The sequence below is a fragment of the Leclercia sp. W17 genome, assembly GCF_003336325.1.
Classification (GTDB): domain Bacteria; phylum Pseudomonadota; class Gammaproteobacteria; order Enterobacterales; family Enterobacteriaceae; genus Enterobacter.
Genome location: NZ_CP031101.1, coordinates 2938265 through 2965121, shown reverse-complemented (window position 1 = coordinate 2965121; position 26857 = coordinate 2938265). Strand labels below are relative to the sequence as shown.

Below are 26857 nucleotides of genomic sequence, written 5' to 3'. Positions count from 1 at the left end.
TTAATACGAGGATATAGATGGCCCGTATCAGAACAGTGAAACCTGAATTCTGGACAGATGAGAAGGTGGTGGAGTGTTCAATTCCAGCCCGCTTGCTGTTTATCGGGTTGTTTAATTTCGCTAATGACCTGGGCTGCTTGGAACGATCACCGAAGCGCATCAAGATGCAGATATTCCCGGCAGACAGTATCGACTGCGAGCCGCTCATCTGCGAGCTTATTACTCATGGATTACTCATTGAGTATTCAGTGAGTGGTAGTGATTACCTGTGCATTAAGGGCTTTTCCAAGCATCAGAAAATCAATCGTCCCTCAGCCACAAAAATACCGTCGCCGCTTGCACTCACTGAGCCCGAAGTAAAAAACGAAGGTGGAATCAGTGAGGACTCAGTGAGCCCTCATGGAGTTATCAATGAGTCCTCACTGACGGATACGGATACGGATACGGATACGGAAGGGAAAGTAATAACCCCCTCTCTTAGCGAGCGCGAAGAGAAAAGCGTGGTTCAGCCTCATCAGGACGAACCTCAAAAGCCGAGATATCTCGAAGGGCTGGATGAGCCGATCGGTAAATTCACCATGACCAGCGCGTGGCTGCCGTCCAGAGATTTTCGCCAGCGCGCGGCGACGTGGGGAGTCGCTTTGCCCGACCCTGATTACCTTGTCACAGAGCTCGCTGAGTTCGCGTCGTACTGGGAGTCAGAGGGCAAGGTGTTTACCCAGGTTCAGTGGGAACAGAAATTTGCACGGCACATCGTGCTGGTGAGATCGAAAAAACAACCGGAAACCGGAGGTAAAGACAATGCAGGAGTTCGGGGAGAGCCTACAGCATCCAGGGCTGTTCAGCAGATTCAGTCAGCCCACGCAGAGTGGCGCCGCCGTAATGGACTTGATGGCAACGGAAACAGCATGGCGCCTGTGGCAGGTCATGGGGGAAATATTCTCGAACCGGTGGACGCAGAAGAATGGGGCGGAGCCTTCGGCGCTCTGGATAGCCCAAGTCGGTTCGATGAATGAACAACAAATCAAGATGGTCTGCCAGCAGTGCATGGAGCGGTGCGCGGTTGGAAACACATGGCCGCCGGATCTTGCTGAGTTTGTATCGCTCGTTTCAGAGAGCGGCGCTAACCACTTCGGCCTGACGTCCGAATGTGTCATGTCGGAGTACCGTCGCTGGCGCAACGAGTCATATCGATACTCAGGCAGCGATAAATATCCGTGGTCGCAACCAGTGCTGTACCACATTTGCATTGAGATGCGCAGAACGGGCGTGGAACGCCAGATGACAGAGGGGGAACTCAAAAAACTGGCAGAGAAGCTATTAACAAAATGGAGCAAGCACGTCAGTAACGGCCTTTCGGTACCGCCGATTCGCCGCCAGCTTGCAGCACCGCAGCACCCGGCAGGGCCAACTCCGGCGCAGCTGCTGATGGAAGAGTACAAGCGCCGCAAAGCGGCAGGTTTAACCAACTAAATCGAGTAATGACCAATGACCAAACCATTAACCCAGAAAGAGCAGGTGGCAGTTTTTGTGCGCTACCAACCGAACTGCGCCGTCGGCGATGTTTCCGAAGCGCTGGATATGTCAGGTGCAACAGCAGGCAAACTGCTGCGCGAGCTGAGTGACGACGGAGTGATAACCCGCTCCCGCAACAGCGTTCAGTACACCTATGCGGCGGTACCACATGCCGATATTCCGGATGTGATCCTTCCGTGCATGGAGGAGAAAAGCGACCCGGTGAAGATGCAGGCCGCTGAACAGAAAGCGAAGGCGCTGGAAGAAAAGGGGCTGTGGCGCCGCGCTGCAGCGGTGTATTCGGACATGTTCGGCATTGCCTGCAGCTCTGTGGAGGTTGCCCGGATCGCCAAACGCCGCAAAGAGTGCCTGCGCCAGGTGGGGAGGGCCTGACTGATGCCAGGACCAAAAACACACAGGGAACGTACCCTGTTCATCGCCTGGATTATCGAGCTGGTAAGAAAGAATGGCCGCGCTACGACCAATGATGTCGTCGCCATGTTCGGCCTGCATCGCACCACCGCCGAGAAGTACATCCGGGCTGCCATAGAGCAGGGTCATCTTATCCGCCACGGACGCTGCGGCGTCTTCCGCGACCAGCGGGCAGTTATCGACTTTGACATGGAGCGTTACACCCATCGTATGACGGCGAAATGAAACTAAAGCTTGAGGATCAACTATTACCAAGCCGCCCGGTAAGGATTTTTAGGGCGGTTATGAGCGAAAATCGGGCGCCAGCATAGCGTAAACAGGCGTCCGATATTTTGAAGTGGGTTGATTAATTAACCCGCTTCCCCGTTTCGTCAATGACCTTCTCGCCATCCTCTTTGGTAAACGCTCCTTTCTGGCCTTCCGGTAGAATATCCAGCACTATTTCTGAAGGACGGCAAAGACGAGTGCCAAGCGGCGTAACGACAATCGGCCGATTAATCAGGATCGGATGTTGAAGCATGAAATCAATCAACTGCTCATCACTAAATTTCTCTTCATCAAGTCCCAGTTGCTCATAAGGCTCAACGTTTTTACGCAGCAAGGCGCGCACCGTAATTCCCATATCTGAAATAAGTTTAATAAGCTCATCCCGGGTCGGAGGGGTATTGAGATAATAAATTATCGTCGGTTCGTTACCGCTGTTGCGGATCATCTCCAGCGTGTTGCGTGAGGTGCCACAGGCCGGGTTGTGATAGATGGTTATATTGCTCATATTAGTATCTCATTACAAAGTGACAGAGAGCCGCCACGCCAGCGCGGCCAGAGTAACAAACAGCACCGGCACAGTCATGACAATGCCGGTACGGAAGTAATATCCCCAGGTAATCTTTATATTTTTCTGAGCAAGCACATGCAGCCACAGCAGGGTTGCCAGACTGCCAATCGGGGTGATTTTCGGGCCTAAATCGCAGCCAATCACATTGGCATAAACCATTGCCTCTTTGACGACGCCGGTCGCCGTACTCCCGTCAATCGAGAGCGCGCCAATCAGTACCGTCGGCATATTGTTCATCACCGATGAGAGAAATGCCGTCAGGAAACCGGTGCCGAACGTCGCTGCCCATAACCCTTTATCTGCCAGAAGATTCAACACGCCAGACAGGTAATCCGTGAGCCCTGCATTGCGCAGGCCATAGACCACCAGGTACATGCCGAGCGAGAAAATAACGATCTGCCATGGCGCACCGCGCAGGACTTTCCCGGTGTTGATGGCATTACCTCTTTTCGCCACCACAAACAGCACTGCTGCGCCAGCCGTCGCTATCGCACTGACCGAGATCCCCAGCGGCTCCAGGACAAAGAAACCGACAAGCAGCAATAAGAGGACAATCCAGCCCGCCCTGAAGGTTGCCGGATCCTTGATCGCACTGGCAGGCGTCTTCAGCAACGAAACGTCATACGTGGCCGGAATATCCCTGCGGAAGAAGAGATGCAACATGACCAGGGTGGCCGCAATCGCTGCCACATCCACAGGGATCATAACGGAGGCGTACTGCGTAAAGCCCAGACCGAAAAAGTCCGCCGAGACGATATTCACCAGGTTAGAAACAATGAGCGGCAGGCTGGCCGTATCTGCGATAAATCCTGCGGCCATGACAAAAGCCAGAGTCGCGCCCTGGCTGAACCCCAGTGCAAGCAGCATCGCAATCACAATCGGCGTCAGGATCAGCGCGGCGCCGTCATTGGCAAACAACGCAGCAACAGCGGCACCGAGCAACACTATCCAGGTAAACAGCAGGCGGCCACGTCCGTTACCCCAGCGGGAGACGTGTAGTGCAGCCCATTCAAAGAAGCCGGACTCATCGAGCAGCAGGCTGATAATGATGACTGCAATAAATGCTGCTGTCGCGTTCCAGACGATATTCCAGACAACGGGAATATCAGCGATATGGATGACACCGGTTCCCAGCGCCAGCACAGCCCCAATACTCGCGCTCCAGCCAATACTCAGGCCTCTGGGTTGCCAGATCACCAGTACCAGCGTCAGTAAAAATATACTCCCTGCCAGAAGCATCTCAGACTCCGTTATATATGATTATGTAAATGTGTTTTTCTTTCTCAGCAGGAGGTGCAGGCTGATTTATCCAGCCATTCACGCACATCCTCCCGCATACACTGCCAGGACGTAGTGATTGTCTCAGCTGCCCATGCCGGTATGTGGGGTGACAGACGATAGTGGATCCATTTGCCTTCACGACGGTCAAGTACCAGCCCGGCCTCGCGCAGGATAGCCATATGTCGCGAGATTTTGGGCTGCGATTCGGAGGTGGCCGCGCAGATATCGCAGACGCACAGTTCACCGGACTCCCGGAGAAGCATGACGATGGTGAGCCGTGTTTCATCCGACAGGATTTTGAAAAGCTGAACAGGTTGTAGCATTTATCACTCCATTCCCTTTAGAATATACATATGGTAAATCATATGTATTGACTTTGAAATCATCTATTCTTTCCGGAGGAGAAAAATGGAACAATTTCCTGCCCTGAACACCGAATGCTTTGATCAACACATCGCTGAACGCCTGCACCTGCAGGAGCCGCCACGGATTCTAATCCTGTATGGCTCAGTAAGAGAGCGCTCCTACAGCCGCTTTGCCGCGGAAGAAGCTGGTCGCCTGCTGACGGCAATGGGCGCGGAAGTAAAACTCTTTAACCCCTCCGGTTTACCCCTGCCGGATGATGCTCCGGACACGCATCCTAAAGTCACAGAGCTACGCGGTCTGGTCAGATGGTGTGACGGGATGGTGTGGAGTTCTCCGGAACGGCACGGGGCTATGAGCGCAGTTATGAAGGCGCAGATCGACTGGATACCATTAAGTGAAGGCGCGGTTCGTCCTTCACAGGGCAAAACACTTGCGGTAATGCAGGTCTGCGGCGGCTCCCAGTCCTTCAATGCAGTGAACCAGATGCGTATTCTGGGCCGCTGGATGCGGATGTTTACGATCCCCAACCAGTCTTCTGTGGCTAAAGCCTGGCAGGAATTCGATGAAAATGGACGTATGAAACCTTCGTCATGGTATGACCGCATCGTCGATGTAGCCGAGGAGCTGTTTAAAATCACGCTGCTGCTTAAGGGACAAACCGGCTATCTTGCGGATCGTTACAGCGAGCGAAAAGAGAGCCATCAGGAGCTTTCATCCCGTGTCAATCAGGACAAAATATAATGCCTTTTATTCGTTAATCCATACTGCATGAGCTTAATAACGTCCGCTATTGGCACAAAACGGAAGTTATTCTTTAACTTCCCCTGTAAGCGGGACTCTGTTAGCGCTTATTGAACTTTACAGACTGGAACGAGCGATTTGCACACCGTGCGGCAAACGGGGTTATGCTCTCATTTTTCATAGTTCTTATTGGCATTTTGTGTGCCTAAAGCATTGATCAAACCGGCCTACAGGTATACTGTATATTCATACAGTAAATGCAGCGGAGGCTATTATGAGAGTTGAGTTAAGCATTGATAGAAATAAAGAACTTCCTAAGGGCGCTGTCCCGGCTCTGGAAAAAGAACTGTTAACACGACTGCAGGATCAGGTAGGGGATTGCACCCTGGTTATACGACGAACAGGCTCAGATGGGTTAAGTGTTCTGGGCGGTGAAAAGGACGCGAAGAAGAAGGTAGAAGAGATCCTCCAGCAGACCTGGGAAAGCGCTGACGACTGGTTTTATTAATTCAGCATGTAATTAGTTTCCTGGGTGGAGGGTGCGGTGAAAGAAACAGAAAAATTTCCAAAAAAGGGTTATGCAGTCATCAGATGTCACGATGGGGTTATCGTTGCACGGCTGCACTCATTTCCTGAATTTGATCGCGCGCTGATGTACAGGCGAGGTGATGAGTTGTCGTTTACGCCGCTTCTGGATGATGAGATTGTAGGGTCGCCAACTCTCTTTACGCAGATGCTGGAGCGGGCAGGTTACCGCGTTTCGCTTAATTCTGTTAAACTCCCGTCATAGGCCTGAACAACCTATACCTGCTGCGCCACTGGAGAGATACCATGGCGCAAAAACCTACCAAACAAAAACTTAATCTGGTTCCTTTCGGAATCAGCGGTTTCTTTTTGCCTGCGCACTTACAGGTGGCAGCATGAAGAAAACCAGCTTCATCCACACCCAGCTCTCAACGAAAGAAGTGGACGAGCTTGAGGCCCGCTATCGCGCTAATGACGTGCGGACTGTACGCAGCCTTGATTTCGATCTCATCCACTGGACGCTCACCGCTTATCTGCCTGAGGCAAACAGAGCCCCGCGTCAGGATAAAACCTTCCAGCAAAAGCTCTGGAGGGAAGCGTGAAGACCTACAACATCACCCCGATGGGCAAACCCAGGATGACCAGGGCGGATAAATGGAAAAAGCGGCCGGAGGTTCTCCGGTACCGCGCGTTCTGCGATCACGTTCGTCTGCTGGGTGTCGAACTGCCGGAAGCAGGCGCGCACATTACGTTTATTCTCCCGATGCCCCCGAGTTGGAGCAAGAAGAAGCGGCAGGAAATGGCGGGAAAGCCCCACCAGCAGAAACCTGACAAAGACAACCTAGAAAAAGCCCTGATGGATGCCATCTATGCCGATGACGCACATATCTGGGATTCTCGCGTGACGAAGCGCTGGGGCGAAGAAGGGCAGATCATCATCGGGGAGATCGACTGATGCGCGCCTTGCTGAAACCGGTTATCGCCCGGGAACTGGGCGTTGTGCTGCTGAAACCCGGCAGCGAGCTGATGCCCATGTTCATTTCAGGGCGCGTGCTGGTGGAGAGCCAGCCTGCCAGCATGGCCAGCTTTGAGACCGGGCGAGTTCCCGAACTGCGGCAGCCGCTGGCGGCCAATCCGGCGCTGCGTCCGTTCTTCCTCCACGAAAAGGTGATCACCGCTGCTGGTGGGCTGGCTGGCCTGGAATACTGGTTGCTGCGCCACGGCGGCGGCACCTGCCAGTACCAGCACAGCGATTACCACTATCACGAACTGACCACCATGCGGCATGAGCCCGGCGCGATCCTTCTCTGCGGCCACTGCGACAACCGGCTGAGCGAGCAGTACACCGAACGTCTGGCGGAGCTGGTGCGCCAGAACGTCATCGACTGGGTGCTGGACACTGCGCGGTCGGCACTGGCGATCGACAAGTCCCGCGAGATATCCCTACCTGAGTTGTGCTGGTGGGCTGTTCGTGTCGGCGTCACCGATGCGCTGCCTGAATCCGTTGCCCGCGAGGCATTGCGCCTGCCGGCGGAGAAACAAACGTACCGCGAGAGCGAGATAGTGCCGTCGGTCCCAGCCACCAGCATCATCGCTGACAAGGCCCGCACGCTAGCAGTAGCACCGGCAGCCACACCACCAGCCATTAAGCCAGTCGTGGGCGTGCTGGTGGAACCTGAATCACCGCAGACCCTCATGAAACGGCCAAAGCGGGCCCGATGGGACAAACCCAAATATCTGGCATGGGTTAAGACGCAGCCCTGCGAGTGCTGCGGCAGGCCGTCAGATGATCCACACCATCTAATCGGCTGGGGGCAGGGGGGCATGGGAACGAAGGCGCACGACAGTCTCGTGATCCCCCTTTGCCGTCAGCACCATACCGAACTACATAACGATCCGGTGAAATTCGAGCGTAAGCACGGTACTCAACCGGAAATGATAATCAGAGTGCTGGACCGGGCCTTTGCGCTCGGCGTTCTGGCTTAAGGAGCAGTACAGGATGACACCACGTCAACGCCGCATTCATATCGAAGGTCTGGGTAAAGCAGCATCTGCACCGCGTAAAAGCTGGCTCGGCAAGTTCACGCCATTAACGGGCGTTCAGTCAGCGTGGATCAAATCCTTGCTGACGGTCTGGGGCGAATGCGCCGGCGGTAAAACCCGCGCGCAATACCGCCTGGAGAATTGCAGCCAGTTTTGGTCTGAGGTCAAGCAATCGGAGTGGTCGGACAGTCAGCTGTCGCGCATAACTGAGGCTCTGGGCCAGGCGAGGGAAGAGGGGTTCCGTGGCGTGCAGGCGGCGTTGCGTGCCCGGGCCATTCTGTGGCCGGTGACTCTGTCAGCGTTAATCGAAGAGAGCGAGCGCCGCGATGATGCTGACTTTATCGAGCAGATCATGCTGAACACTTTCGACCTGCACGACCCGGTGTATCTGGTTGGCCTGCAGTTCTATACCACCCGGAAGAAGATCTCCGACATCACCCGGGAACTGCAGCACGTGGCTCCCTGGCTAACTGACGGCGAAGCGCGTAAGCGCGTGCGCTGGTGCCTAGAAATCTTCCAGGCAAAGGTCTTTTTGACTGTGCGCCGGCAGATGAAAACTCAGCAAAACTGAGAGGCCAATTAAAATATATTTCAATTTATGTTGAAAACGGGCCAGAAAAATGAATAATTCATTCATGCTTGGCAGAGCTGCGCCACGATGGCAGCGACGAAAAGCCTTTATCAAACAAATTACGAAACCTCGCTCCGGCGGGGTTTTTTATTATTAATAAATAGTAAATGATATGTATCTTTTAAGATGCAAGCCACGTAGAGTGCCCCGGTGGTGAATCCCCCTCAGCGGTGGGGCGGCTAGGCAAAACGAGTCGGGTTTGTAAACGCGGTTCTGTGGTCTAGCACAGGGTCACCGGGAGGCACCCGGCACCACAACCTCAGTATCATCTCTTCCCAGGGCTACCGATTGGCGGCCTTTTTGTTTTACATGATTCTGGTCTTCATAGTATCGCCGGTCTTTTTCGTTCATACTGAATAAATAAACAGATAAAGTTAGCTTTATTGCAGGAAAGCGATTAGGCTGCGTCTGTGGTGAATCCCCCTAAGCGGTGGGGCGACTAGACTGGGAGGTGAATGACGCGATTCTGTGGTCTAGCATAGAGTCACCGGGAGGCACCCGGCATCACATCTTCAATATCATTTATTTCTAAGGCTGCCGATTGGCGGCCTTTTTGTTTTACATGACCCTGGCTAGCACAGCACCGTTGGTCTTTTTGTTCATACTGAATAAATATACAGATATAAATAGCTTTATGGCAGGAATAAGACTAGGCTGTGCCTGTGATGAATCCCCCTATGCGGCGGGGCGACCAGACATGGCAGGTGTATAGAGCGCGGTTCTGTGGTCTGGCGCAGGATCACCGGGAGGCACCCGGCATCACAAATTCAGTATTAATTATTTCTAAGGCCGACTTTGGACGGCCTTAGAAATAGTGCCATTTTTATTAGCAATGCTATATTTGAATTAGCATTCGATAATGCTCTCACGAAATAACTAGAGTGACCTGGGCAACTGCCCACTGTGTATACAACGGCGTTTCTGACCAGCATTCACTGCTGGTCTTTTTTTACCGTCATTAGCTCAACCGGAGAAAGCACGGAGCTTCTACCTCTGTGGTTCGGGGTTCGAATCCTCGATGGCGGACCATTACATCGCTTCACTCATAATTAAGTATTTCTAACACCAGCCTGCAATCAGAATGGTTACTCTCTCTCCTCAGTGAGGGAGGGTGAGGTATGAGAGAAGGTTTTTACTGGATACAGCACAATGGCAGAGTTCAGGTTGCCTACTATACCCATGGAGAAACGGAAGACCTTGAAACGGGTAAGACCGTAACCGGTATCTGGCACCTGACGCAGGGGGATCCCATTTGTGATAATGGTGAAGCAGAAGTTCTGGAAGGTCCTCTTACACCATCATGAGATCGTTAGTCGTTTCGGAATTTGATGAAGGTAGTCGTTATTCGAATGCGTTCCCTGTAATTACAATTTAGGCGAATTTGGAATAACGCTCCTATTAACTGGCATCATCGCACTCCTGTAACCAGACTTAGTTTTCTGCTTACGACTGAAAGGAGCGAAATATGCCAATTAACCATGCTGAATGCATCGAGGCCTGCTACAAATGCGCGGCTGCCTGTGATTATTGTGCTGCTTCATGTCTGAAAGAAGAACAAGTGGATATGATGCGTGAGTGCATAAGACTCGATATGCAGTGCGCGAATATTTGTCGGCTTGCAGCGCAATTTATGACCTTTGATAGTGAATTTGCCAAATCGCTATGCCGGGTCTGCGCAGAAGTCTGTCAGAAATGCGGTGAAGAATGTGGGAAGCACGAAGCAGAACATTGTCAGAAATGCTCTGAAGCTTGCCTTCGTTGCGCAGAAGCGTGCCGCTCGATGGCTTAATGGAACTTGCTTCCAGTTTTCTGTTTGAGCATCGACACTTTAGAATTCTGACAAACTTTTGCTATTGTTAAGAGTCAGGTGAATCCCCCTGTGCGGCGGGGCAATCCAGTTAACTGCTAAGTGCAGATATGCTTGCGGCTCGTATAACTGGTAACGAGTCACCGGGAGGCACCCGGCACCTGTCTTAGTATCAATACCTGGGTTTAGTATTGCCTGCTTGCAAAAGCAGGCTTTTTTTATATGCGCTTCGTTAGTAGTGCTATTATTTAATCGTAACCAAGCCATAACCATTAACCGGAGCTCCTGACCGGTCAGTAATGCTGCTCGACACAGTTGCAATACGGATGGTGGCTGGGGAACATGCCTACCTACTTAGATTTAAACTCAGTTAGGCCCGCTGAAAATGCGGGCCTTTTTTTATCTCAGGCTCCCGGAACCCCCATCACTCGTCTTATCGTTAATTCATCCGGAAAGCCTGAACCCTACCCAAACAACACCCGCATCCCAGCGAGGTGAGAGAAATGTCCCGTATGAGCAAACTTGTCACCGGAGTCGCCCTCGGCACCTCAGGAGGAACCATCCTGAACGGCGTCCTCACAAAACTGAGCCCTGACGAATGGAGCGCCATCGGCGTACTGGCTGGTATTGCCGGAATAATCGTTACAGGGCTCATTAACTGGTACTTCAAACGTAAGGTCGCCAATGCGCAGGTTAAGGCGCTTGAGAAGTATGGCCCAACAGTCAAAGTCGGAGATGAATAAATGCCAATGACCAGTAGCCTGCGTAACAAACTCATCGCCGCTGCTGGTGGCGGTGCAATGCTGATCGCCTCGCTGTTTCTCGGCGGGAAGGATGGTGTGGAAGGACGGAAGTACGAAGCGTATAAAGACGTCGCCGGGGTGTGGACTGTGTGCGACGGCCATACGGGCCGGGATATCGTGAGAGGGAAGAAATACACCGATCGCGATTGCGACAACCTCTTGTGGAAAGACCTACAGCCAGCAAAGCGGACGGTGGACAATCTGGTGAAGGTGTCGCTGGGCGAATATCAGCGCGCTGCACTTTACAGCTTTGTCTTCAACGTTGGGTCTGATGCGTTCTCGAAGTCCACGCTGCTGCGCAAGCTGAACAAAGGCGATCACGACGGAGCGTGCGAAGAGATGCGGCGCTGGGTTTACGCTGGTGGCATGAAGTGGAAAGGCCTCCAGAACCGGCGAGAGATGGAGCGATCGATGTGCCTGGCGGAGAGCAGCAATGACCTTTGAATGGAAGCCTCTGATTCTGTTTGCCGTGATGACGGTAGCCGGTGCCCTCGCGTTCTGGTTCTATGGCATAGCTCAAGACGAGCGTCAGCGCGCCGAGACTGCCGAACAAAGCCTGAAGCTTGCGAAAGACATGATAATCAATATGCAGCAGCGTCAGCGCGACGTTGCAGCTCTGGATGCGAAATACACAAAGGAATTAGCCGATGCAAAAGCTGAAAATGATGCTCTGCAGCGCAAGCTTGATAATGGTGGCCGGGTGCTCGTCAAAGGCAAGTGTCCTGTGTCAGCCTCAACCGAAGCCAGCACCTCCGGCGTGGGCCATGATGCCACCATCGAACTCTCTGACGCTGCTGGACGAAACGTTCTCGGTATCCGAGCCGGGATTAAGCAAGACCAGTCAGCGTTAAGGGTGCTGCAGGAATACATCAATACGCAGTGCCTGAAGTAGCTGCTAGAAACTATACCCCATGTGAAGCTAACAAAAGAAAACCCTTATGAGCAGGAAATTCGGCCTGCTTATAAGGGTATGCAAATGCATATCGTTACCCTATTACCATAGTTACTTCACTGAAATATCATTATGGGAACAGTCTTTGAAGCGAAGCTGCTTTATTCACTGACAAGTAAGTGGTTGCACTCATCAATTCAATTGGGAATGTTCGTTTAAATGAAGGAAGGATAAAACGTTGACGGGTTGCGATTGTGAGACGGGATGTGATTCTAAAAACAAAAAAAAGCCCCGGTGTGGGGCAACTTTGAGTCAAACTATTTTTCTTCTTATGTGCTTCTAGCTTTCGTAGCGCGGGGACAATAACACTTTCGTTAGAAATTGCAATTCTTTTACAACTTTAAGTGATTTTTATCCATTCCTCTGGCTTACGCCTTGCTTTGAAAGTATCCCCCGGCAGTGGATGATAGCATTGATTTATCCACCTGAAGGTAACCGCGTGAAGCACTAACGCGCCAGATCGAAGCAGCTGAATGGCGGCAAATGCAAGCAATGGCCTTCTCCTGAATCTCTGATTACAGAACCGGCTGTATATCTGGTAAGGATTGATGAGATAAAATTATAGAGCGCGCCAATCCCGAACTGGCTATGGGTGACTACAGAACGATGAAATCTCCAGACATGAGCGCGACCAAAGCATGAGTATGGTTGCCATTACAGAGTACAGTTGATGATGAAAACGATAAAGACTTCACCTGATCTTCATGCATGATTCCAGTTTATCATGCTACCTTTCTGGGTTTGTCGCGTTAAATTATGCCAGCAGGCAGCACATCCCAGCACTTTTTCTTTTTAATGGATGCTTAACTTTTTTTTATGTATAGACTCAAATCACCTCTCCTGAGATGGTTATGAGGAAGGTGTATTGCTTGTATATGAAAGATAGTTCGCTTGGTGGCACCAAAGTAATATGGTCTGGAAGATAAGCAGTGCTAATAAAGGTCATGCAGTAACATGGTTTTTTTCTAAGTGTCAGCGTTTTTTTGAAGACAAAGCGAAAATTGCCTTAAAACAGACGCACGGAGATTGAGGCAAATCGATGAAAAAGGTTTTGGTCTTCTTTAACTCCCAACAGGTAGAAGTCGTAAATGTGCTTAAACCTGTAACAGCTATTATACGGAATTACCCAAACGGTGATGAAGTATCGTTAAAAATAATGCTTACCGGAATACATTCATTAACAGGTGATCACGTCGAGATTTGTGTTGCTTCCGATCGGGAGCTGACTAAAGAAGAAGTGATAAATGCAGTGAATAAATACCTTTGACTGTACGTAAGCGGCATCAAAAGTTATTTCAGTCTGTGAATGAGTGAGATGATATCAGAATCAGCACTCTAAAAATTATGGTGAATCCCCCTCAGCGGCGGGGCTAAGTAACCTGAACGCTCTTCTTCACGGGCGCTCATCATGAAAGACTGAAGCAGCGAGTCACGGGTGGTTAACCCAGGACTCACCGGGAGGCACCCGGCACCATATGCCCAAAGCCCTTGTAGTGATACAGGGGCTTTTTATCGACTTCAACGTGAGCAGAACTAACATGGAAAAGTCGCTATATAATTGATTATACAGGCATTTTCCTTGTGCATACAGCGTCTGCAATATTGATGGTCTATAATTTATATACAGTTATGGTTAAGGACTGTTAATCAAAAACTGCCACCTTGCTGGAGAATGGAAACTGTAAATGAATCAGAAGAGGTAAAAATGAAAATTGAAGCTCTGACGCAAAAGGCTGAGGAAGACATTGCCGCTCTGATAGCCAAAAAAATTTCAGAACTACGAAAAAAAACCGGAAAAGAAATTACTGAAATTCAATTTGTTCCTCGCGAAACGATGACAGGCCTTGAAGGTTATGACGTAAAAATTAAACTAATTTAATCTCACCTCCCAAACACAAGGTCGCAACAGCGGCCTTTTTTATTGCGCATCGCATGCGCATTAATGCAATTGACATCCATTATCGTTTGCGGGTCCTTTCCGGCATATCGGCCTGTTACGGGGCGGCGACCTCGCAGATTCTCGCTATTTATGAAAATTTTCAGGTATTTGCCGTTTCCGCTCTTCTTCTGGCTATCTCGCTGTTTTTACTGAAAACACCCCTTCAAAAGAAAGGAAATGGTGAAGCCCAGGAAATGGTGATTTGGCGTCTGTCGTTTCCTTTCTCTGTTTTATGCCAGGAGTGAGCAATGGAGGTTAACAAAAAACTCTTATCCGAGATTTTCGGGGTCAGTGTTCGCACCATCCAGAACTGGCAGGACCAGGGGATGCCGGTAGCGCGAGGAGGCGGGAAAGGGAACGAAGTTATGTATGATTCCGCTGCTGTTATCGAATGGTATTCCGCGCGGGATGCTGCCATTGAAAATGAAAAACTTCGGAAAGAGGTTGAGGATCTGCGCATTGCCTCCGAGTCTGATCTTCAACCTGGCACCATTGAATATGAGAGACACCGTCTTACCCGAGCACAGGCTGACGCTCAGGAACTTAAAAATGCCAAAGAGTCCGCTGAGGTGGTGGAGACCGCATTCTGCACGTTCGTGCTGTCGCGGATAGCCGGAGAAATTGCCAGTATTCTCGATGGAGTGCCTCTGTCGGTTCAGCGGCGCTTCCCGGAACTGGAAAACCGACATATTGATTTCCTCAAGAAGGACGTCATTAAGGCCATGAACAAAGCAGCTGCGCTGGATGAAATGATACCGGGGTTGCTGAGTGAATATATCGAACAGTCAGGCTAAGGGGTTGCAGCACTCTGTGAGTGCGGGGCTCCGTTCGTTCTTCCGGCCCGAGCCGCAGACAGCAGTTGAGTGGGCAGACGATAACTATTACCTCCCGAAAGAGTCTGCTTATCAGGAGGGACGCTGGGAAACTTTACCCTTCCAGCGTGCGATCATGAATGCCATGGGCAACGACTATATCCGTGAAGTGAATGTCGTGAAATCTGCCCGTGTTGGCTATTCAAAGATGCTGCTCGGGGTTTATGCGTATTTCATCCAGCATAAGCAGCGAAACTCCCTTATCTGGTTGCCGACTGACGGCGATGCCGAAAACTTTATGAAGTCGCATGTCGAGCCGACAATCCGTGATATTCCCACCTTGCTGGCGCTGGCCCCCTGGTATGGCAAAAAACACCGGGACAATACCCTCAGTATGAAGCGTTTTTCAAACGGGCGTGGATTCTGGTGTCTGGGGGGAAAGGCCGCAAAAAACTATCGCGAGAAATCCGTCGATGTGGCGGGCTATGACGAACTGGCCGCCTTTGATGAAGATATCGAGAAAGAGGGCTCCCCGACGTTTCTGGGTGATAAGCGTATTGAGGGCTCGGTCTGGCCCAAGTCCATCCGCGGATCCACGCCAAAAGTCAGGGGTACCTGCCAGATTGAGCGTGCCGCGAAAGAGTCGCAGCATTTTTTGCGGTTCCACGTTCCCTGCCCGCATTGCGGGGAAGAGCAGTATCTGAAATTCGGCGATAAAGAGACGCCGTTCGGCTTCAAGTGGGTGCCGGGTGAGCCTGCCAGCGTGTTCTATCTTTGCGAGCATAACGCCTGCGTGATTAAGCAGCAGGAACTCAATTTTGCGCAGGCCCGTTACATTTGTGGGGAGACGGGGATCTGGACGCGGGACGGTCTGTGCTGGTTTTCATCATCCGGTACCGAGATTGACCCACCTGACAGCGTCACCTTCCATATCTGGACCGCCTACAGCCCCTTCACGACGTGGGTGCAAATCGTCAAAGACTGGATCAAAACCAAAGGGGATACCGGCAAGCGTAAGACTTTCGTGAACACCACGCTTGGTGAGACATGGGAGCCGAAAATTGGCGACCGTCCCGATGCTGACGTAATGGCCGAACGTAAGGAGCACTTTGGTGCCGCGGTTCCGGAGCGGGTGGCCTACCTGACAGCCGGTATCGACTCCCAGCTTGACCGTTATGAAATGCGGGTCTGGGGCTGGGGGCCCGGCGAAGAAAGCTGGCTTATCGACAGGCAGATCATCATGGGCCGTCATGACGATGAAGCCACTCTTCTCAGGATGGATGAGGTCATCAACCGGACATACACTCGGGAAAATGGCGTGGAAATGTCGGTTTCACGTATCTGCTGGGATATCGGGGGTATCGACCCGACCATTGTTTACAACCGCTCGAAAAAGCATGGCCTGTTCCGCCTGATACCCATCAAGGGGGCATCTGTCTACGGTAAACCCGTTGCCAGCATGCCGCGTAAACGCAACAAAAACGGTGTTTATCTTACTGAAGTGGGGACCGATACGGCAAAAGAGCAAATCTATAACCGTTTCACCCTCGTGCCAGAGGCCGGTGAACCCCTCGCCGGGGCAGTGCATTTCCCGAATAACCCTGAAATCTATGATTTAGCCGAAGCTCAGCAGCTGACAGCTGAGGAGCAGGTCGAAAAGTGGGTGGACGGTAAGAAAAAGATCGTCTGGGACAGCAAAAAGCGACGAAATGAGGCGCTCGACTGCTTTGTCTACGCACTTGCAGCCCTGCGGATCAGCATTTCGCGATGGCAGCTTAATCTCGATTCTCTTCTGGCAAGTCTGCTGGAGGAAGACAGCGGGCGTAAAAATCACAAAACCCTGGCGGATTACGCCCGGGCATTATCCGGAGAAGAATAATGGCGACACAGGCTGACCTGGAGGCAGCACGCACTGCATTACATGACCTCATGATGGGTAAACGGGTGGCAACGGTACAGAAAGATGGTCGAAGGGTGGAATTTATAGCTACCTCAGTGAGCGAGCTGAAAAAATACATTGCTGACCTTGAATCTCAGGTTGGACCCACTTCACGGCGCCGGGGACCGGCAGGATTTTACGTATGAAATTACCAGCTTTAGTGGGACCAGACGGTAAAACATCCCTGCGCGAATATGCCGGGTATCACGGCGGTGGCGGCGGCTTTGGCGGCCAGTTGCGATCCTGGAATCCGCCCATCGAAAGTGCTGATGCGGCGCTTCTGCCTAATTTCTCACGTGGAAATGCCCGTGCTGACGATCTTGTACGAAATAACGGCTACGCAGCAAACGCCGTGCAACTTCACCAGGATCACATCGTTGGGTCATTTTTTAGACTGAGTTACTGCCCGAGCTGGCGTTATCTCGGCATTAAAGAAGAGGAGAGCCGCGCGTTTGCCAGGGAGGTGGAAGCCGCCTGGTATGAGTATGCCGAGGATGACTTTTGCGGGATTGATGCCGAGCGCAAGCGAACGTTTACGATGATGATCCGTGAGGGGGTCGCGACGCATGCATTCAACGGTGAGTTGTGCGTGCAGCCCACCTGGGACAGTGATTCAACGCGGCTCTTCCGCACACAATTCAAGATGGTCAGCCCGAAGCGCGTCAGCAATCCCAATAACATGGGGGACACCCGAAACTGCCGTGCCGGTGTCAGCATAAACGATGCTGGTGCAGCGCTGGGCTACTACGTAAGCGAGGACGGTTACCCGGGCTGGATGGCGCAGAAATGGACGTATATTCCCCGCGAACTGCCCGGGGGCAGACCATCGTTTATCCATGTGTTCGAGCCGCTTGAAGACGGGCAAACCCGCGGCGCTAACGTGTTTTACAGCGTGATGGAGCAGATGAAGATGCTCGACACCCTGCAAAACACGCAGCTGCAGAGTGCGATCGTGAAAGCGATGTATGCGGCCACCATTGAAAGCGAACTGGATACACAGACTGCGATGGACTTTATTCTCGGCTCTGACAGTAAAGACCAGCAAAGCAAAATGACAGGCTGGCTCGGTGAGATGGCATCGTATTACACCGCGGCGCCGGTTCGGCTCGGTGGTGCCAAAGTCCCGCACCTGATGCCTGGTGATTCACTGAATCTGCAGTCAGCGCAGGATACGGATAACGGTTTTTCAACCTTTGAGCAGTCACTGCTGCGCTATATCGCCGCCGGGCTGGGGGTGTCATACGAGCAGCTCTCGCGTAACTATTCCCAGATGAGTTACTCCACCGCACGCGCCAGCGCCAATGAATCCTGGGCGTTCTTTATGGGGCGACGCAAGTTCGTCGCAGCCCGGCAGGCCTGTCAGATGTTTGTTTGCTGGCTGGAAGAGGCGATTGCGCGCCGTGTTATCACGCTCCCATCCAAAGCCAGGTTCAGCTTCCAGGAAGCGAGAACTTCATGGGGTAACGCAAACTGGATCGGTTCGGGGCGCATGGCTATTGATGGCCTGAAGGAGGTGCAGGAGGCTGTAATGCTGATCGAGGCCGGTCTCAGCACCTATGAGAAGGAGTGCGCCAAACGCGGAGATGACTATCAGGAAATATTTTCTCAGCAGGTACGTGAAACTATGGAGCGCCGAAGCGCGGGCCTTAAACCCCCGGCCTGGGCGGCAGCCGCTTTTGAATCTGGGCTGAAAAAATCAAACGAGGAGGATAAAGATGACGCCAGAACTGCGTAATCTCCCGCATATTGCCAGCATGGCCTTTAATGAGCCGCTGATGCTTGAACCCGCCTACGCGCGGGTTTTCTTTTGCGCGCTGGCAGGCCAGCTGGGGATCACCCGTCTGACGGACACGGTGTCGGGCGCAACGCTGGGTGCTGAGCAGATTGCCGAACCGCTGGCGCTCTTTGGTGATGATGAGGAGATGGGGCCCCGGCCGTCGCGTAGTTACCAGATAACGAACGGCATCGCGGTGCTGCCCGTTTCCGGGACGCTGGTCAGTAAAACCCGGTCGCTGCAGCCTTACTCCGGCATGACGGGATACAACGGGATCATTGCCCGCCTGCAGCAGGCCATGAGCGATCCCGGTGTCGACGGCATTCTCCTCGATATGGATACGCCTGGCGGGATGGTGTCCGGTGCATTCGACTGCGCCGACATTATTGTGCGGATGCGCGATATCAAGCCTATCTGGGCGCTGGCAAACGATATGAACTGCAGCGCCGGGCAGCTTATCGCCAGCGCCGCTTCCCGCCGTCTGGTCACCCAGACCGCGCGTACGGGCTCAATCGGCGTGATGATGGCGCACAGCAACTACGGCGCTGCCCTGAAAACGCAGGGCGTCGAGGTGACCCTGATTTACAGCGGCGATCACAAGGTTGATGGCAATCCCTACGAAAAACTACCGAAAGACATTCGCGATGATTTTCAGACGCGAATCGACGCCACGCGCCGGATGTTTGCCGAAAAGGTTGCTGCTTATACCGGCATGTCCGTTCAGTCCGTGCTGGATACCGAAGCGGCTGTATTTTCCGGCCAGGAATCGGTGGATGCCGGTCTGGCTGAAGAACTGGTCAATAACACTGACGCGCTGAACGTAATGCGCGAGTCACTTAACAAAAGAAAAACAAACTCCCCTGGAGGAAATATGGAAAAAGTAACCACCGCATCAGCTGCGGATGCAATTCAGGCAACCGCGTCAGCAGAACAGACAAATACTGTCGAAACCGCTGCTGCAGTTGTTGCTTCACCGGCAGAGGTCAGTGCCCAGATCGCCGCAGCGGTGAATGCCGAAAATGGCCGAATTATGGGGATCCTGAACTGCGAAGAGGCGAAAGGACGTGAGTCACAGGCGCGTGCACTGGCCGAAACGCCGGGTATGACGGTCGAAAGCGCACAGCGCATTCTGGCCGCTGCACCGCAAAGTGCCCAGGCGCGTTCCGATACGGCACTGGATCGTCTGATGGAAACAGCACCTGGTGCGTTATCGACAGGTAATGCATCTGCTGAAGCAGGTGAAGATTTGTTAAACACCCCCGTTTAAGAGGCTCTTATGGCAACGACTGAAGTTTTTACCCATCTACAGCCGCTCGGCAACAGTGACCCGGCACATACTGCATATGCACCTGGTGAACTGACAGCATCCACCCCGGCAATGACCCCTCTCATGCTCGATGCTACATCCGGCAAGCTAACCGTCTGGGACGGCGAGCATGCAGGTGCAGCAACCGGCATTCTGGCGGTTACTGCTGACCAGAACAGTGCAGAACTGGCATTTTATAAATCCGGTTCATTCCGCTTCGAAGATGTGCTGTGGCCATCTGCCGTTACCGACGAAAATATCAAGCGTAACGCGTTCGCCGGTACTGCGATCAGCATCGTTTAATCACCCTCAACTTTCATAAAAGCCGCATATGCGGCTTTTTTTACGGGAAAAATCTATGTCGATTTATACTACTGCCCAGCTGCTGGCGGTCAACGAGAAGAAATTTAAGTTCGATCCGCTTTTCCTTCGCATCTTCTTCCGCGAAAGCTATCCCTTCAGTACTGAGAAAGTGTACCTGTCGCAAATCCCGGGCCTGGTGAATATGGCACTCTATGTCTCGCCTGTTATTTCCGGCAAGGTCATCCGCTCCCGCGGTGGCACAACCTCAGAATTTACGCCTGGATATGTCAAACCCAAGCACGAAGTAAACCCGCAGATGACTCTGCGACGCCTGCCGGATGAAGACCCACAGAACCTGGCTGATCCTGCCTATCGCCGCCGCCGCATCATTCTGCAGAACATGAAAGATGAAGAACTGGCGATTGCGCAGGTAGAAGAAATGCAGGCCGTATCCGCCGTGCTCAGCGGTAAATATACCATGACCGGAGAGGCATTCGAGCCGGTGGAGGTGGATATGCAGCGCAGCGCCAGAAACAACATTGTTCAGGCGGGTACTGCGGCGTGGTCCAGCCGGGACAAAGAAACCTATGATCCGACCGATGACATCGAGACGTATGCAGTGAATGCCAGTGGCGTGGTCAACATCATCGTGTTCGATCCAAAGGGCTGGTCACTGTTCCGCTCCTTTAAGGCCGTCAAAGACAAGCTGGATACCCGCCGTGGCTCTAACTCCGAGCTGGAAACCGCACTCAAGGATCTCGGTCAGGCGGTTTCCTACAAGGGTATGTACGGCGATGTGGCAATCGTCGTGTATGCCGGTCAGTACGTTGAAGGGGGTGTGCAGAAGAATTATCTGCCGGATAACACCATGGTACTGGGTAACACACAGGCGCGCGGTCTGCGGACCTATGGCTGTATCCAGGATGTAGACGCGCAGCGCGAGGGCATTAACGCCTCTGCACGCTATCCAAAAAACTGGGTGCAGACCGGTGACCCGGCCCGTGAATTCACCATGATCCAGTCCGCGCCGCTGATGCTGCTGGCAGACGCGGACGAGTTTGTGTCCGTCAAACTCGCGTAATTTCCACCCGGTGGCCCTTCGGGGCCATTTTTCGGAGTAGCTTCCATGACTGAAAAAGAGACACTCATCGCCCGGCTGAAAGAGCTGGGCAAAATGCTGGGCCGTGACGTGAATACTAGCGGCACCATCCAGGAGCTGTCGATGCGTATTGCTGAGCTTGAAGAGGAGCTGGATGGAGATGCCGGTTCGGTTGACGGTGAAAATGGAGAGGAGAATGCTTCCGGCAGCGCCGGCAGCACCGACGGTGATATTGCTGACGCGGCGAAAGAAAAAACGAAAGCGACCACAACCGATGACCGAGTAACAGTAGAAACGCTGGCAACCCTGCATATTGACGCGCTGCATGCCACGCGTAACGAACCGGTCTCCATCGTTGAGCCCGGCGTGATCATTCGCGTATCCGAACAGGATGCAGAAGAGCTGATCGCAAAGGGACTGGCCAGAGAAGTCTGAAGGGGACCGAATGGCTGATTTCGATAATCTCTTTGACGAGGCCATGTCGCGAGCGGATGGCGCTATCCGCAGTGTGATGGGCGCAGAGGCAAAGGTGATGTCAGGCGCTTTGTCAGGTGTCACCCTGATGGGCGTTTTCGATGATCCAGAGAATATTGGTTATGCCAGTGTGGGGATTCGGGTTGAAGGTACCAGTCCGACCCTGTTTGTGGAAACCGCCACTGTTCAGCAGCTGGAACGCATGGACACCCTGATGATTAACGGGCGGGCTTTCTGGGTTGAGCGAATTGGCCCTGACGATTGTGGATCATGCCATATCTGGCTGGGTAACGGGAGCCCGCCCGCCGCTACCCGCCGTCGTTAAGGAGGCTGCATGTCCATTAAAGGCCTTGAGCAGGCGATAGAGAATCTCAACAGCATCAGCAAAACGGCTGTCCCGCGTGCGTCGGCACAGGCCGTTAACCGCGTGGCAAACCGGGCCGTCAGCCGAAGCGTGGCAGTCGTGTCGAAAGATACTCGCGTACCGCGAAAACTGGTAAAGCAACGCGCCAGGCTGAGACGTGCGACGGTTAATAAACCCCGCGCGCTTGTCCGTGTAAACCGTGGCAATTTACCGGCCATAAAACTCGGTACCGCCAGCGTGCGCCTTTCCCGCAGAAAACGGGATAAGAAAGGGGCCAACAGCGTGCTGCGCATTGGACCGTTCCGTTTCCCGGGCGGATTCATTCAGCAGCTTAAAAATGGTCGCTGGCACGTCATGAGGCGAACAGCAAAGCCCCGTTATCCGATCGAAGTGGTCAGCATTCCTCTGGCAGCCCCTTTTACCACGGCATTTAAAGCTGAGCTGCCGAAGCTCATGGACTCGGATATGCCCAAAGAGTTCCGGGCATCCCTTACAAACCAACTCAGGTTGATTCTGACAAAATGAAACACAGTGATATCCGACAGTTGATTCTTGACGCGCTGGAAAGCGCGATTGGTACTGACGCCATTTATTTTGACGGCAGGCCAGCAGTGCTCGAAGAGGGAGATTTCCCGGCCGTCGCCGTTTATCTCACCGACGCGGAGTACACCGGGGAAGAACTGGATGCCGATGTCTGGCAGGCCACTCTTCATGTTGAAGTCTTTCTTCCTGCCCAAGTGCCTGATTCGGAGCTTGATGAATGGATGGAAGCGCGTGTTTACCCGGTTCTGTCGGAGATCCCGGGGCTTGCATCCCTTATCACCAACATGGTGCAGCAGGGCTATGACTACCAGCGCGATGATGATATCGGACTCTGGAGTTCAGCCGATCTGAAATATTCCATCACCTACGAAATGTGAGGACGTTATGACCACACCTAACCCGCTGGCACCGACGAAAGGGGCCGGCACCACCCTCTGGATTTACACCGGAAGCGGCGATCCCTACGCCAGTCCCCTTTCGGATGTTAACTGGCTGCGTCTGGCAAAGATCAAGGATCTGCAGCCAGGCGAACTCACCGCCGAGTCAGAGGACGACACCTATATCGATGACGACAACGCCGACTGGGCTTCATCCATGCAGGGTCAGAAATCGGCAGGCGACACGAGTTTTACTCTGGCATGGCTGCCGGGTGAAAGCGGTCAGCAAGACCTGGTGAACTGGTTCGATGACGGCACAGTTAAAGGATACAAAATCAAGTACCCGAATGGCGCCGTCGATGTCTTTAAAGGCTGGGTGAGCAGCCTTGGGAAGACCGTTTCGGCTAAAGAAGTGATGACCCGAAAGGCAAAGATCACCAATAACGGCAAACCCTCACTGGCAGAAGACAGCGGTACTGCGGTAATTGGCGTGACGGGTATCAGCCTGGATAAATCCACTGCAGCGGTTGCTGTCGGTGCGACCACGCAACTGGCAGTGACGGTCCTGCCAGCCAGCGCTTCAGATGCTTCCTTCCGCGTCGCGACGTCTGATCCGGCGAAAGCAACAGTGACGGTCAATGGTTCAACGCTGACCGTCACCGGCGTGGCGGCGGGCACCGTTGAAATTATTGTCATGACCAATAGCGGTAACTTTGCGGCAATCTGCAAGGTGACCGTTTCCTGAATCCCGGGGCGTGAGCCCCGTACTCCGGAGTGAATATGTTTCTTAAAACTGAACTGCTCGAGCATAACGGCAGCAGCGTGACGCTGTACCAGCTGTCCGCGCTGCAGCGCATTGAACACCTCGAATACCTGAAAGAGCTGGAAGCAGTTGAAGAAGGTGATTTCCAGACCGCTATCACCCTCACCGTGAAAAATGGTGCTTACCTGGTGGCGTTGTCGCTCTGGCATGGTCATGCGCTGAAAGGTACGCTTCCTGAGGGCGCACCGGCGGAAGTGGCGAAAATTCAGGATGAAGTCCTGCAGACCTGGCCGACGGAGCTTATTGCTGAAGCGGATTTTAAGGTGAAACTCCTCTCCGGCATGATTGAACCGCAGCTGGAGGATCCGCAGGTTGGCATCAGCGAACCTGCAGAGCCTGTTACGGCGGAAAAGCCCTCGCCAGTGAGCTGACGTTCGTCCTGAAACTGGCGCGTGAGTTCAGTCGCCCTGACTGGCGCGCCATGCTTGCTGGCATGTCCTCTACGGAGTATGGCGACTGGAAAATCTTCTACCAGGATAATTTCTTTCATGATGCGCAGCTGGACGCCCATTTCTCCGGCCTGCTCTACACCATTTCAACCCTGTTTTTTGCCGACCCGGAATTATCCCCGGACAGTTTCAGCATTCTTTCACCTGTATCTGAACCCGTTGCTGTAGCAGAGCCGGACGACGATGCGCTGATGGCGAAGGCGGAAGGTATTTCTGGAGGTATACGCTATGGCCCAGACGGCAGTCGGTGATCTGGTCGTTAATCTTGACGTCAACTCGACGAAATTTAACGAGCAGATCAACTACGTCAAAAAAGAATTCAGGCAAACGGGAGACGCGGCGAACGATTCTGCTTTGCGGATCCAGCAGTCATTCAGCCGTCAGGAGAGCGCTGCCCGCAAGGCAGGCATCTCTGTCGGTCAGTATAACGCGGCGATGCGCATGCTCCCGGCGCAGTTCACCGATATCGCCACGCAGCTGGCGGGCGGCCAGAGCCCGTGGCTGATCCTTCTCCAGCAGGGCGGACAGGTTAAAGACTCCTTTGGTGGGGTTATTCCAACCTTTCGTGCACTGTTGGGATCTATTTCGCCGGTTATGCTTGGTATTGGGGCGCTCTCTTCAGCGACGGGGGCGCTGTTGTATACCTGGTATGCCGGGTCGTCCACACTCTCTGATTTCAACAAAACACTGGTGCTCTCCGGTAACGCTTCGGGGCTGACTGCCGATCGGATGCTCACGCTGGCGCGAAGCGGTCAGTCCGCCGGTCTTACGTTTAATCAGACGAGCAAGGCACTGACGGAGCTGATCAACGCTGGCGTGCGTGCCGGTGCCCATTTTGACGACATGAGCCAGGCCGTTGCCCGCTTCACCGAAGCATCGGGTGTACCAGTCGATAAGGTTGCTGCTGCGTATGGCAAGCTGACAACTGACCCGACATCCGGGCTCATTGCAATGGCCCGGCAATTTCACAACGTCACCGCCGAGCAGATAGCACATGTTGCCCAGCTGCAGCGTGCCGGTGATGAAGCCGGGGCACTTAAGGCGGCAAACGACGCGGCCACCGCCGGATTCAACGATCAGACCAAATCCATCCGCGACAATATGGGGTCGATTGAAACTGCTGCCGATACGCTGAAACGCGCTTTCAAGTCGATGTGGGATGCGGCGCTTGATGTCGGTCGGCCCGATACCGCGCAGGAAATGGTGGCAAAAGCAGAAGCCGCTTTCAAAAATGCCGATGAAATCTGGAACCTGCGAAAGGATGACCGTTATGTAAATGATGAAGCACGTGCGCGGTTCTGGAATGACCGCGAAACGGCCAGGCTGGCGCTGGACATGGCGCAACAGCAGGCGGGGATTTCCAAAGCGAATGAGGCGAATGCCTCCCGCGAAGCGGTAGCGGAATCTGATCGTCAGAAATATGCTGCACAGGCGCAGTCTAATTACGTTAAAACGCAGTCAGCGCTGGAGAAATACACCTCACGACAGAATGAGCTGAATAAGGCGCTGAAAGATGGCCGGATCCTGCAGGCGGATTACAACATCAACATGGCGGCGGCCAAAAAGGAGTACGAGGACTCCCTGAAAAAACCGACGAAAGGCAGGACGCCTGGGGGCGCAAAACTCACCGACAGCACCAGTGCGCAGACACTGGAGCTGCAGACGCAGCTTGAGGTATTGCGTCAGCACAGTGATATCAATGACACGATTAGCCAGCAGCGCCAGCAATTATGGAAAGCGCAGGCCAGATTTACGGTCCTTGAACAGGCTGCCAGAACCCGGGCGCTGACCGAAGATGAAAAGTCCCTGCTCGCCAGCAAGGATAAGGTGCTCGCGCAGGCAGAGATCAATGCAAAACTGGGTGACCAGATCGTCACGCAGGAGCGCCTCAACCGTCTGCAGGACACATCGCAAAAATACGTTACCCAGATGGGTGAGAAAACCCGGGCGCTGGCGGAAAGCGCGGGGATGAGCAGTCGTGCGGCACAGCGGCGCAATGAAGAGGCTCAGTTACTACAGGGCTGGAAAAATGGCGGCGGGTCTGAAAAAGATCAGGGCTACCAGAAAGAGCTGCAGGCGCTACAGGGATATTATCAGGAACAGGATAAAATGCGCGGTGACTGGCTGTCCGGTGGGAAATCCGCCTGGGCTGATTACGCCGATTCTGCGGGTGACGCGTACGGCCAGATGAAAAATGTCGCGGCCAGCACCTTTGACGGAATGACGCAAAACCTTGCCGACATGCTGACCACCGGTAAAGCAAAATGGGGTGACTTCACCCGCTCAACGCTTTCGATGCTGTCGCAAATCGCCCTTAAACAGGCGGGAGTAGGGATCGTGGGCGCTGTCAGTTCGGCTATTGGATTTGCCGGGGGCGGCTATACCGGATCGGGCGGTAAATATGAACCTGCCGGGGTGGTGCACCGCGGGGAGTTCGTTTTTACTAAAGAGGCGACCAGCCGGATCGGGGTGGGGAATCTGTACAGCATGATGCGCGGTTACGCGTCCGGCGGGCTGGTCGGTGGCGGCAGAATGCCCGCTGCGGCCACAGGGGGGATCAGCGTTTATGCACCGGTCAGTGTCAGTCAGCAGGGTGGTGGCGAGTCCAGCCAGGCAGACACCATCGGAACGGCGCGGCAGCTTCAGGGCATTGTTCAGCAGACCATCACTGACCGGCTTAAGAAGGAGATGGGGCCGGGTGGTGTACTTTACCCAAGGAGGTAG

The 26857-nt window shown here is 53.3% G+C and carries 36 protein-coding genes, 1 tRNA gene and 1 pseudogene; 35 read left to right on the top strand and 3 right to left on the bottom strand.

The annotated features are described in order from the left end of the window. Positions 1-17 precede the first annotated feature (17 nt). From DVA44_RS25565 to DVA44_RS14700, 4 genes are read left to right on the top strand one after another with little or no spacing between them, the layout of a single operon-like run. The gene (locus DVA44_RS25565; protein ID WP_139157102.1) at positions 18-1016 is read left to right on the top strand and encodes a DnaT-like ssDNA-binding domain-containing protein; all 999 of its coding nucleotides are present in this window, start codon (positions 18-20) and stop codon (positions 1014-1016) included. Further along, on the top strand, positions 928-1473 hold the full coding sequence (locus DVA44_RS14710) for a replication protein P (protein WP_139157124.1): 546 nt from the start codon (positions 928-930) through the stop codon (positions 1471-1473). The genes DVA44_RS25565 and DVA44_RS14710 overlap by 89 nt, the downstream gene beginning before the upstream one ends. 15 nt (positions 1474-1488) lie before the next feature. Further along, positions 1489-1908 (top strand): PerC family transcriptional regulator, encoded by a 420-nt coding sequence (locus tag DVA44_RS14705; protein WP_114387389.1) that lies wholly within the window; start codon positions 1489-1491, stop codon positions 1906-1908. Between the two features lie 3 nt (positions 1909-1911). Next, on the top strand, positions 1912-2172 hold the full coding sequence (locus DVA44_RS14700) for a DUF977 family protein (protein ID WP_114387388.1): 261 nt from the start codon (positions 1912-1914) through the stop codon (positions 2170-2172). Between the two features lie 121 nt (positions 2173-2293). Here DVA44_RS14700 and arsC read toward each other — a convergent pair whose 3' ends face one another. From arsC to DVA44_RS14685, 3 genes are read right to left on the bottom strand one after another with little or no spacing between them, the layout of a single operon-like run. Further along, a complete protein-coding gene (arsC, locus tag DVA44_RS14695; RefSeq protein ID WP_114387387.1) occupies positions 2294-2719 on the bottom strand; it encodes a glutaredoxin-dependent arsenate reductase in 426 nt (141 codons plus the stop codon). 12 nt (positions 2720-2731) lie between these two features. Continuing rightward, positions 2732-4021: an arsenic transporter gene (locus tag DVA44_RS14690; protein WP_114387386.1), complete on the bottom strand. Its 1290-nt coding sequence runs from the start codon at positions 4019-4021 to the stop codon at positions 2732-2734. Positions 4022-4065: 44 nt separating this feature from the next. Continuing rightward, complete coding sequence (locus DVA44_RS14685) at positions 4066-4386, bottom strand: transcriptional regulator (protein WP_114387385.1); 321 nt, start codon at positions 4384-4386, stop codon at positions 4066-4068. Between the two features lie 85 nt (positions 4387-4471). Between DVA44_RS14685 and arsH the strand changes: the two genes are divergently transcribed. The 31 genes and pseudogenes from arsH to DVA44_RS14530 all read left to right on the top strand — a co-directional run bounded on the left by arsH (position 4472) and on the right by DVA44_RS14530 (position 26857). Next, positions 4472-5170, top strand: a complete 699-nt coding sequence (gene arsH, locus DVA44_RS14680; RefSeq protein ID WP_114387384.1) for an arsenical resistance protein ArsH — start codon at positions 4472-4474, stop codon at positions 5168-5170. Positions 5171-5444: 274 nt separating this feature from the next. Beyond that, positions 5445-5678: a DinI-like family protein gene (locus tag DVA44_RS14675; RefSeq protein WP_114387383.1), complete on the top strand. Its 234-nt coding sequence runs from the start codon at positions 5445-5447 to the stop codon at positions 5676-5678. A 36-nt stretch (positions 5679-5714) separates the two neighbouring features. Beyond that, on the top strand, positions 5715-5960 hold the full coding sequence (locus DVA44_RS14670) for a hypothetical protein (protein WP_114387382.1): 246 nt from the start codon (positions 5715-5717) through the stop codon (positions 5958-5960). 130 nt (positions 5961-6090) lie between these two features. Then, entirely contained in the window at positions 6091-6297 is a 207-nt protein-coding gene (locus DVA44_RS14665) for a hypothetical protein (RefSeq protein WP_114387381.1), read from the top strand. Further along, positions 6294-6650, top strand: a complete 357-nt coding sequence (locus DVA44_RS14660; RefSeq protein ID WP_039028978.1) for a RusA family crossover junction endodeoxyribonuclease — start codon at positions 6294-6296, stop codon at positions 6648-6650. The genes DVA44_RS14665 and DVA44_RS14660 overlap by 4 nt, the downstream gene beginning before the upstream one ends. Further along, positions 6650-7681: a DUF968 domain-containing protein gene (locus tag DVA44_RS14655; RefSeq protein ID WP_114387380.1), complete on the top strand. Its 1032-nt coding sequence runs from the start codon at positions 6650-6652 to the stop codon at positions 7679-7681. The genes DVA44_RS14660 and DVA44_RS14655 overlap by 1 nt, the downstream gene beginning before the upstream one ends. Before the next feature lie 13 nt (positions 7682-7694). Then, positions 7695-8309 (top strand): hypothetical protein, encoded by a 615-nt coding sequence (locus DVA44_RS14650; RefSeq protein WP_114387379.1) that lies wholly within the window; start codon positions 7695-7697, stop codon positions 8307-8309. Between the two features lie 1012 nt (positions 8310-9321). After that, a tRNA-Arg gene (locus tag DVA44_RS14645) sits at positions 9322-9398 on the top strand. Positions 9399-9487: 89 nt separating this feature from the next. Then, the gene (locus DVA44_RS14640; protein ID WP_114387378.1) at positions 9488-9673 is read left to right on the top strand and encodes a hypothetical protein; all 186 of its coding nucleotides are present in this window, start codon (positions 9488-9490) and stop codon (positions 9671-9673) included. Between the two features lie 161 nt (positions 9674-9834). Continuing rightward, the gene (locus DVA44_RS14635; protein ID WP_103179202.1) at positions 9835-10158 is read left to right on the top strand and encodes a four-helix bundle copper-binding protein; all 324 of its coding nucleotides are present in this window, start codon (positions 9835-9837) and stop codon (positions 10156-10158) included. Between the two features lie 530 nt (positions 10159-10688). After that, positions 10689-10919, top strand: a complete 231-nt coding sequence (locus tag DVA44_RS14630) for a class II holin family protein (protein WP_168194490.1) — start codon at positions 10689-10691, stop codon at positions 10917-10919. A 6-nt stretch (positions 10920-10925) separates the two neighbouring features. Then, positions 10926-11423, top strand: a complete 498-nt coding sequence (locus DVA44_RS14625; RefSeq protein ID WP_168194519.1) for a lysozyme — start codon at positions 10926-10928, stop codon at positions 11421-11423. Further along, positions 11413-11871 carry a lysis protein gene (locus DVA44_RS14620; protein WP_114387375.1) on the top strand — a complete coding sequence of 153 codons (459 nt, stop codon included), beginning with the start codon at positions 11413-11415 and terminating at the stop codon, positions 11869-11871. Before DVA44_RS14625 ends, DVA44_RS14620 begins: the two co-directional genes overlap by 11 nt. Positions 11872-12970: 1099 nt before the next feature. Further along, positions 12971-13198: a hypothetical protein gene (locus tag DVA44_RS14615; protein ID WP_103179207.1), complete on the top strand. Its 228-nt coding sequence runs from the start codon at positions 12971-12973 to the stop codon at positions 13196-13198. Between the two features lie 438 nt (positions 13199-13636). Then, a complete protein-coding gene (locus DVA44_RS14610) occupies positions 13637-13810 on the top strand; it encodes a GnsA/GnsB family addiction module toxin (protein ID WP_114388429.1) in 174 nt (57 codons plus the stop codon). 53 nt (positions 13811-13863) lie between these two features. After that, positions 13864-14115, top strand: coding sequence for a hypothetical protein (locus DVA44_RS25720; protein ID WP_168194489.1), 252 nt, complete (start codon positions 13864-13866; stop codon positions 14113-14115). 3 nt (positions 14116-14118) lie between these two features. Further along, complete coding sequence (locus DVA44_RS14600; protein ID WP_114387374.1) at positions 14119-14664, top strand: terminase small subunit; 546 nt, start codon at positions 14119-14121, stop codon at positions 14662-14664. Then, on the top strand, positions 14639-16561 hold the full coding sequence (locus DVA44_RS14595) for a phage terminase large subunit family protein (protein WP_114387373.1): 1923 nt from the start codon (positions 14639-14641) through the stop codon (positions 16559-16561). The genes DVA44_RS14600 and DVA44_RS14595 overlap by 26 nt, the downstream gene beginning before the upstream one ends. After that, entirely contained in the window at positions 16561-16767 is a 207-nt protein-coding gene (locus tag DVA44_RS14590) for a phage head-tail joining protein (protein ID WP_114387372.1), read from the top strand. The genes DVA44_RS14595 and DVA44_RS14590 overlap by 1 nt, the downstream gene beginning before the upstream one ends. Next, positions 16764-18356: a phage portal protein gene (locus DVA44_RS14585; protein ID WP_114387371.1), complete on the top strand. Its 1593-nt coding sequence runs from the start codon at positions 16764-16766 to the stop codon at positions 18354-18356. Before DVA44_RS14590 ends, DVA44_RS14585 begins: the two co-directional genes overlap by 4 nt. Continuing rightward, positions 18337-19662 (top strand): S49 family peptidase, encoded by a 1326-nt coding sequence (locus DVA44_RS14580; protein WP_114387370.1) that lies wholly within the window; start codon positions 18337-18339, stop codon positions 19660-19662. Before DVA44_RS14585 ends, DVA44_RS14580 begins: the two co-directional genes overlap by 20 nt. Before the next feature lie 9 nt (positions 19663-19671). Further along, on the top strand, positions 19672-20004 hold the full coding sequence (locus tag DVA44_RS14575) for a head decoration protein (protein WP_114387369.1): 333 nt from the start codon (positions 19672-19674) through the stop codon (positions 20002-20004). A gap of 55 nt (positions 20005-20059) precedes the next feature. Beyond that, positions 20060-21085 carry a major capsid protein gene (locus tag DVA44_RS14570; RefSeq protein ID WP_114387368.1) on the top strand — a complete coding sequence of 342 codons (1026 nt, stop codon included), beginning with the start codon at positions 20060-20062 and terminating at the stop codon, positions 21083-21085. Positions 21086-21130: 45 nt separating this feature from the next. Next, positions 21131-21538 carry a DNA-packaging protein FI gene (gene gpFI, locus DVA44_RS14565; protein WP_114387367.1) on the top strand — a complete coding sequence of 136 codons (408 nt, stop codon included), beginning with the start codon at positions 21131-21133 and terminating at the stop codon, positions 21536-21538. Between the two features lie 10 nt (positions 21539-21548). Further along, entirely contained in the window at positions 21549-21902 is a 354-nt protein-coding gene (locus DVA44_RS14560; RefSeq protein WP_114387366.1) for a head-tail joining protein, read from the top strand. A 9-nt stretch (positions 21903-21911) separates the two neighbouring features. Further along, entirely contained in the window at positions 21912-22466 is a 555-nt protein-coding gene (locus tag DVA44_RS14555) for a phage tail protein (RefSeq protein WP_114387365.1), read from the top strand. Continuing rightward, complete coding sequence (locus DVA44_RS14550; protein WP_114387364.1) at positions 22463-22861, top strand: phage minor tail U family protein; 399 nt, start codon at positions 22463-22465, stop codon at positions 22859-22861. Before DVA44_RS14555 ends, DVA44_RS14550 begins: the two co-directional genes overlap by 4 nt. A gap of 7 nt (positions 22862-22868) precedes the next feature. After that, complete coding sequence (locus DVA44_RS14545) at positions 22869-23606, top strand: phage tail protein (protein WP_114387363.1); 738 nt, start codon at positions 22869-22871, stop codon at positions 23604-23606. A 35-nt stretch (positions 23607-23641) separates the two neighbouring features. Beyond that, complete coding sequence (gene gpG, locus DVA44_RS14540) at positions 23642-24055, top strand: phage tail assembly chaperone G (protein ID WP_114387362.1); 414 nt, start codon at positions 23642-23644, stop codon at positions 24053-24055. Beyond that, positions 24052-24378, top strand: a pseudogene (locus tag DVA44_RS14535) (phage tail assembly protein T); the annotation flags it as partial. The gene gpG and the pseudogene DVA44_RS14535, both read left to right, overlap by 4 nt. Then, positions 24362-26857: a phage tail tape measure protein gene (locus DVA44_RS14530; RefSeq protein ID WP_114387360.1), complete on the top strand. Its 2496-nt coding sequence runs from the start codon at positions 24362-24364 to the stop codon at positions 26855-26857. The pseudogene DVA44_RS14535 and the gene DVA44_RS14530, both read left to right, overlap by 17 nt.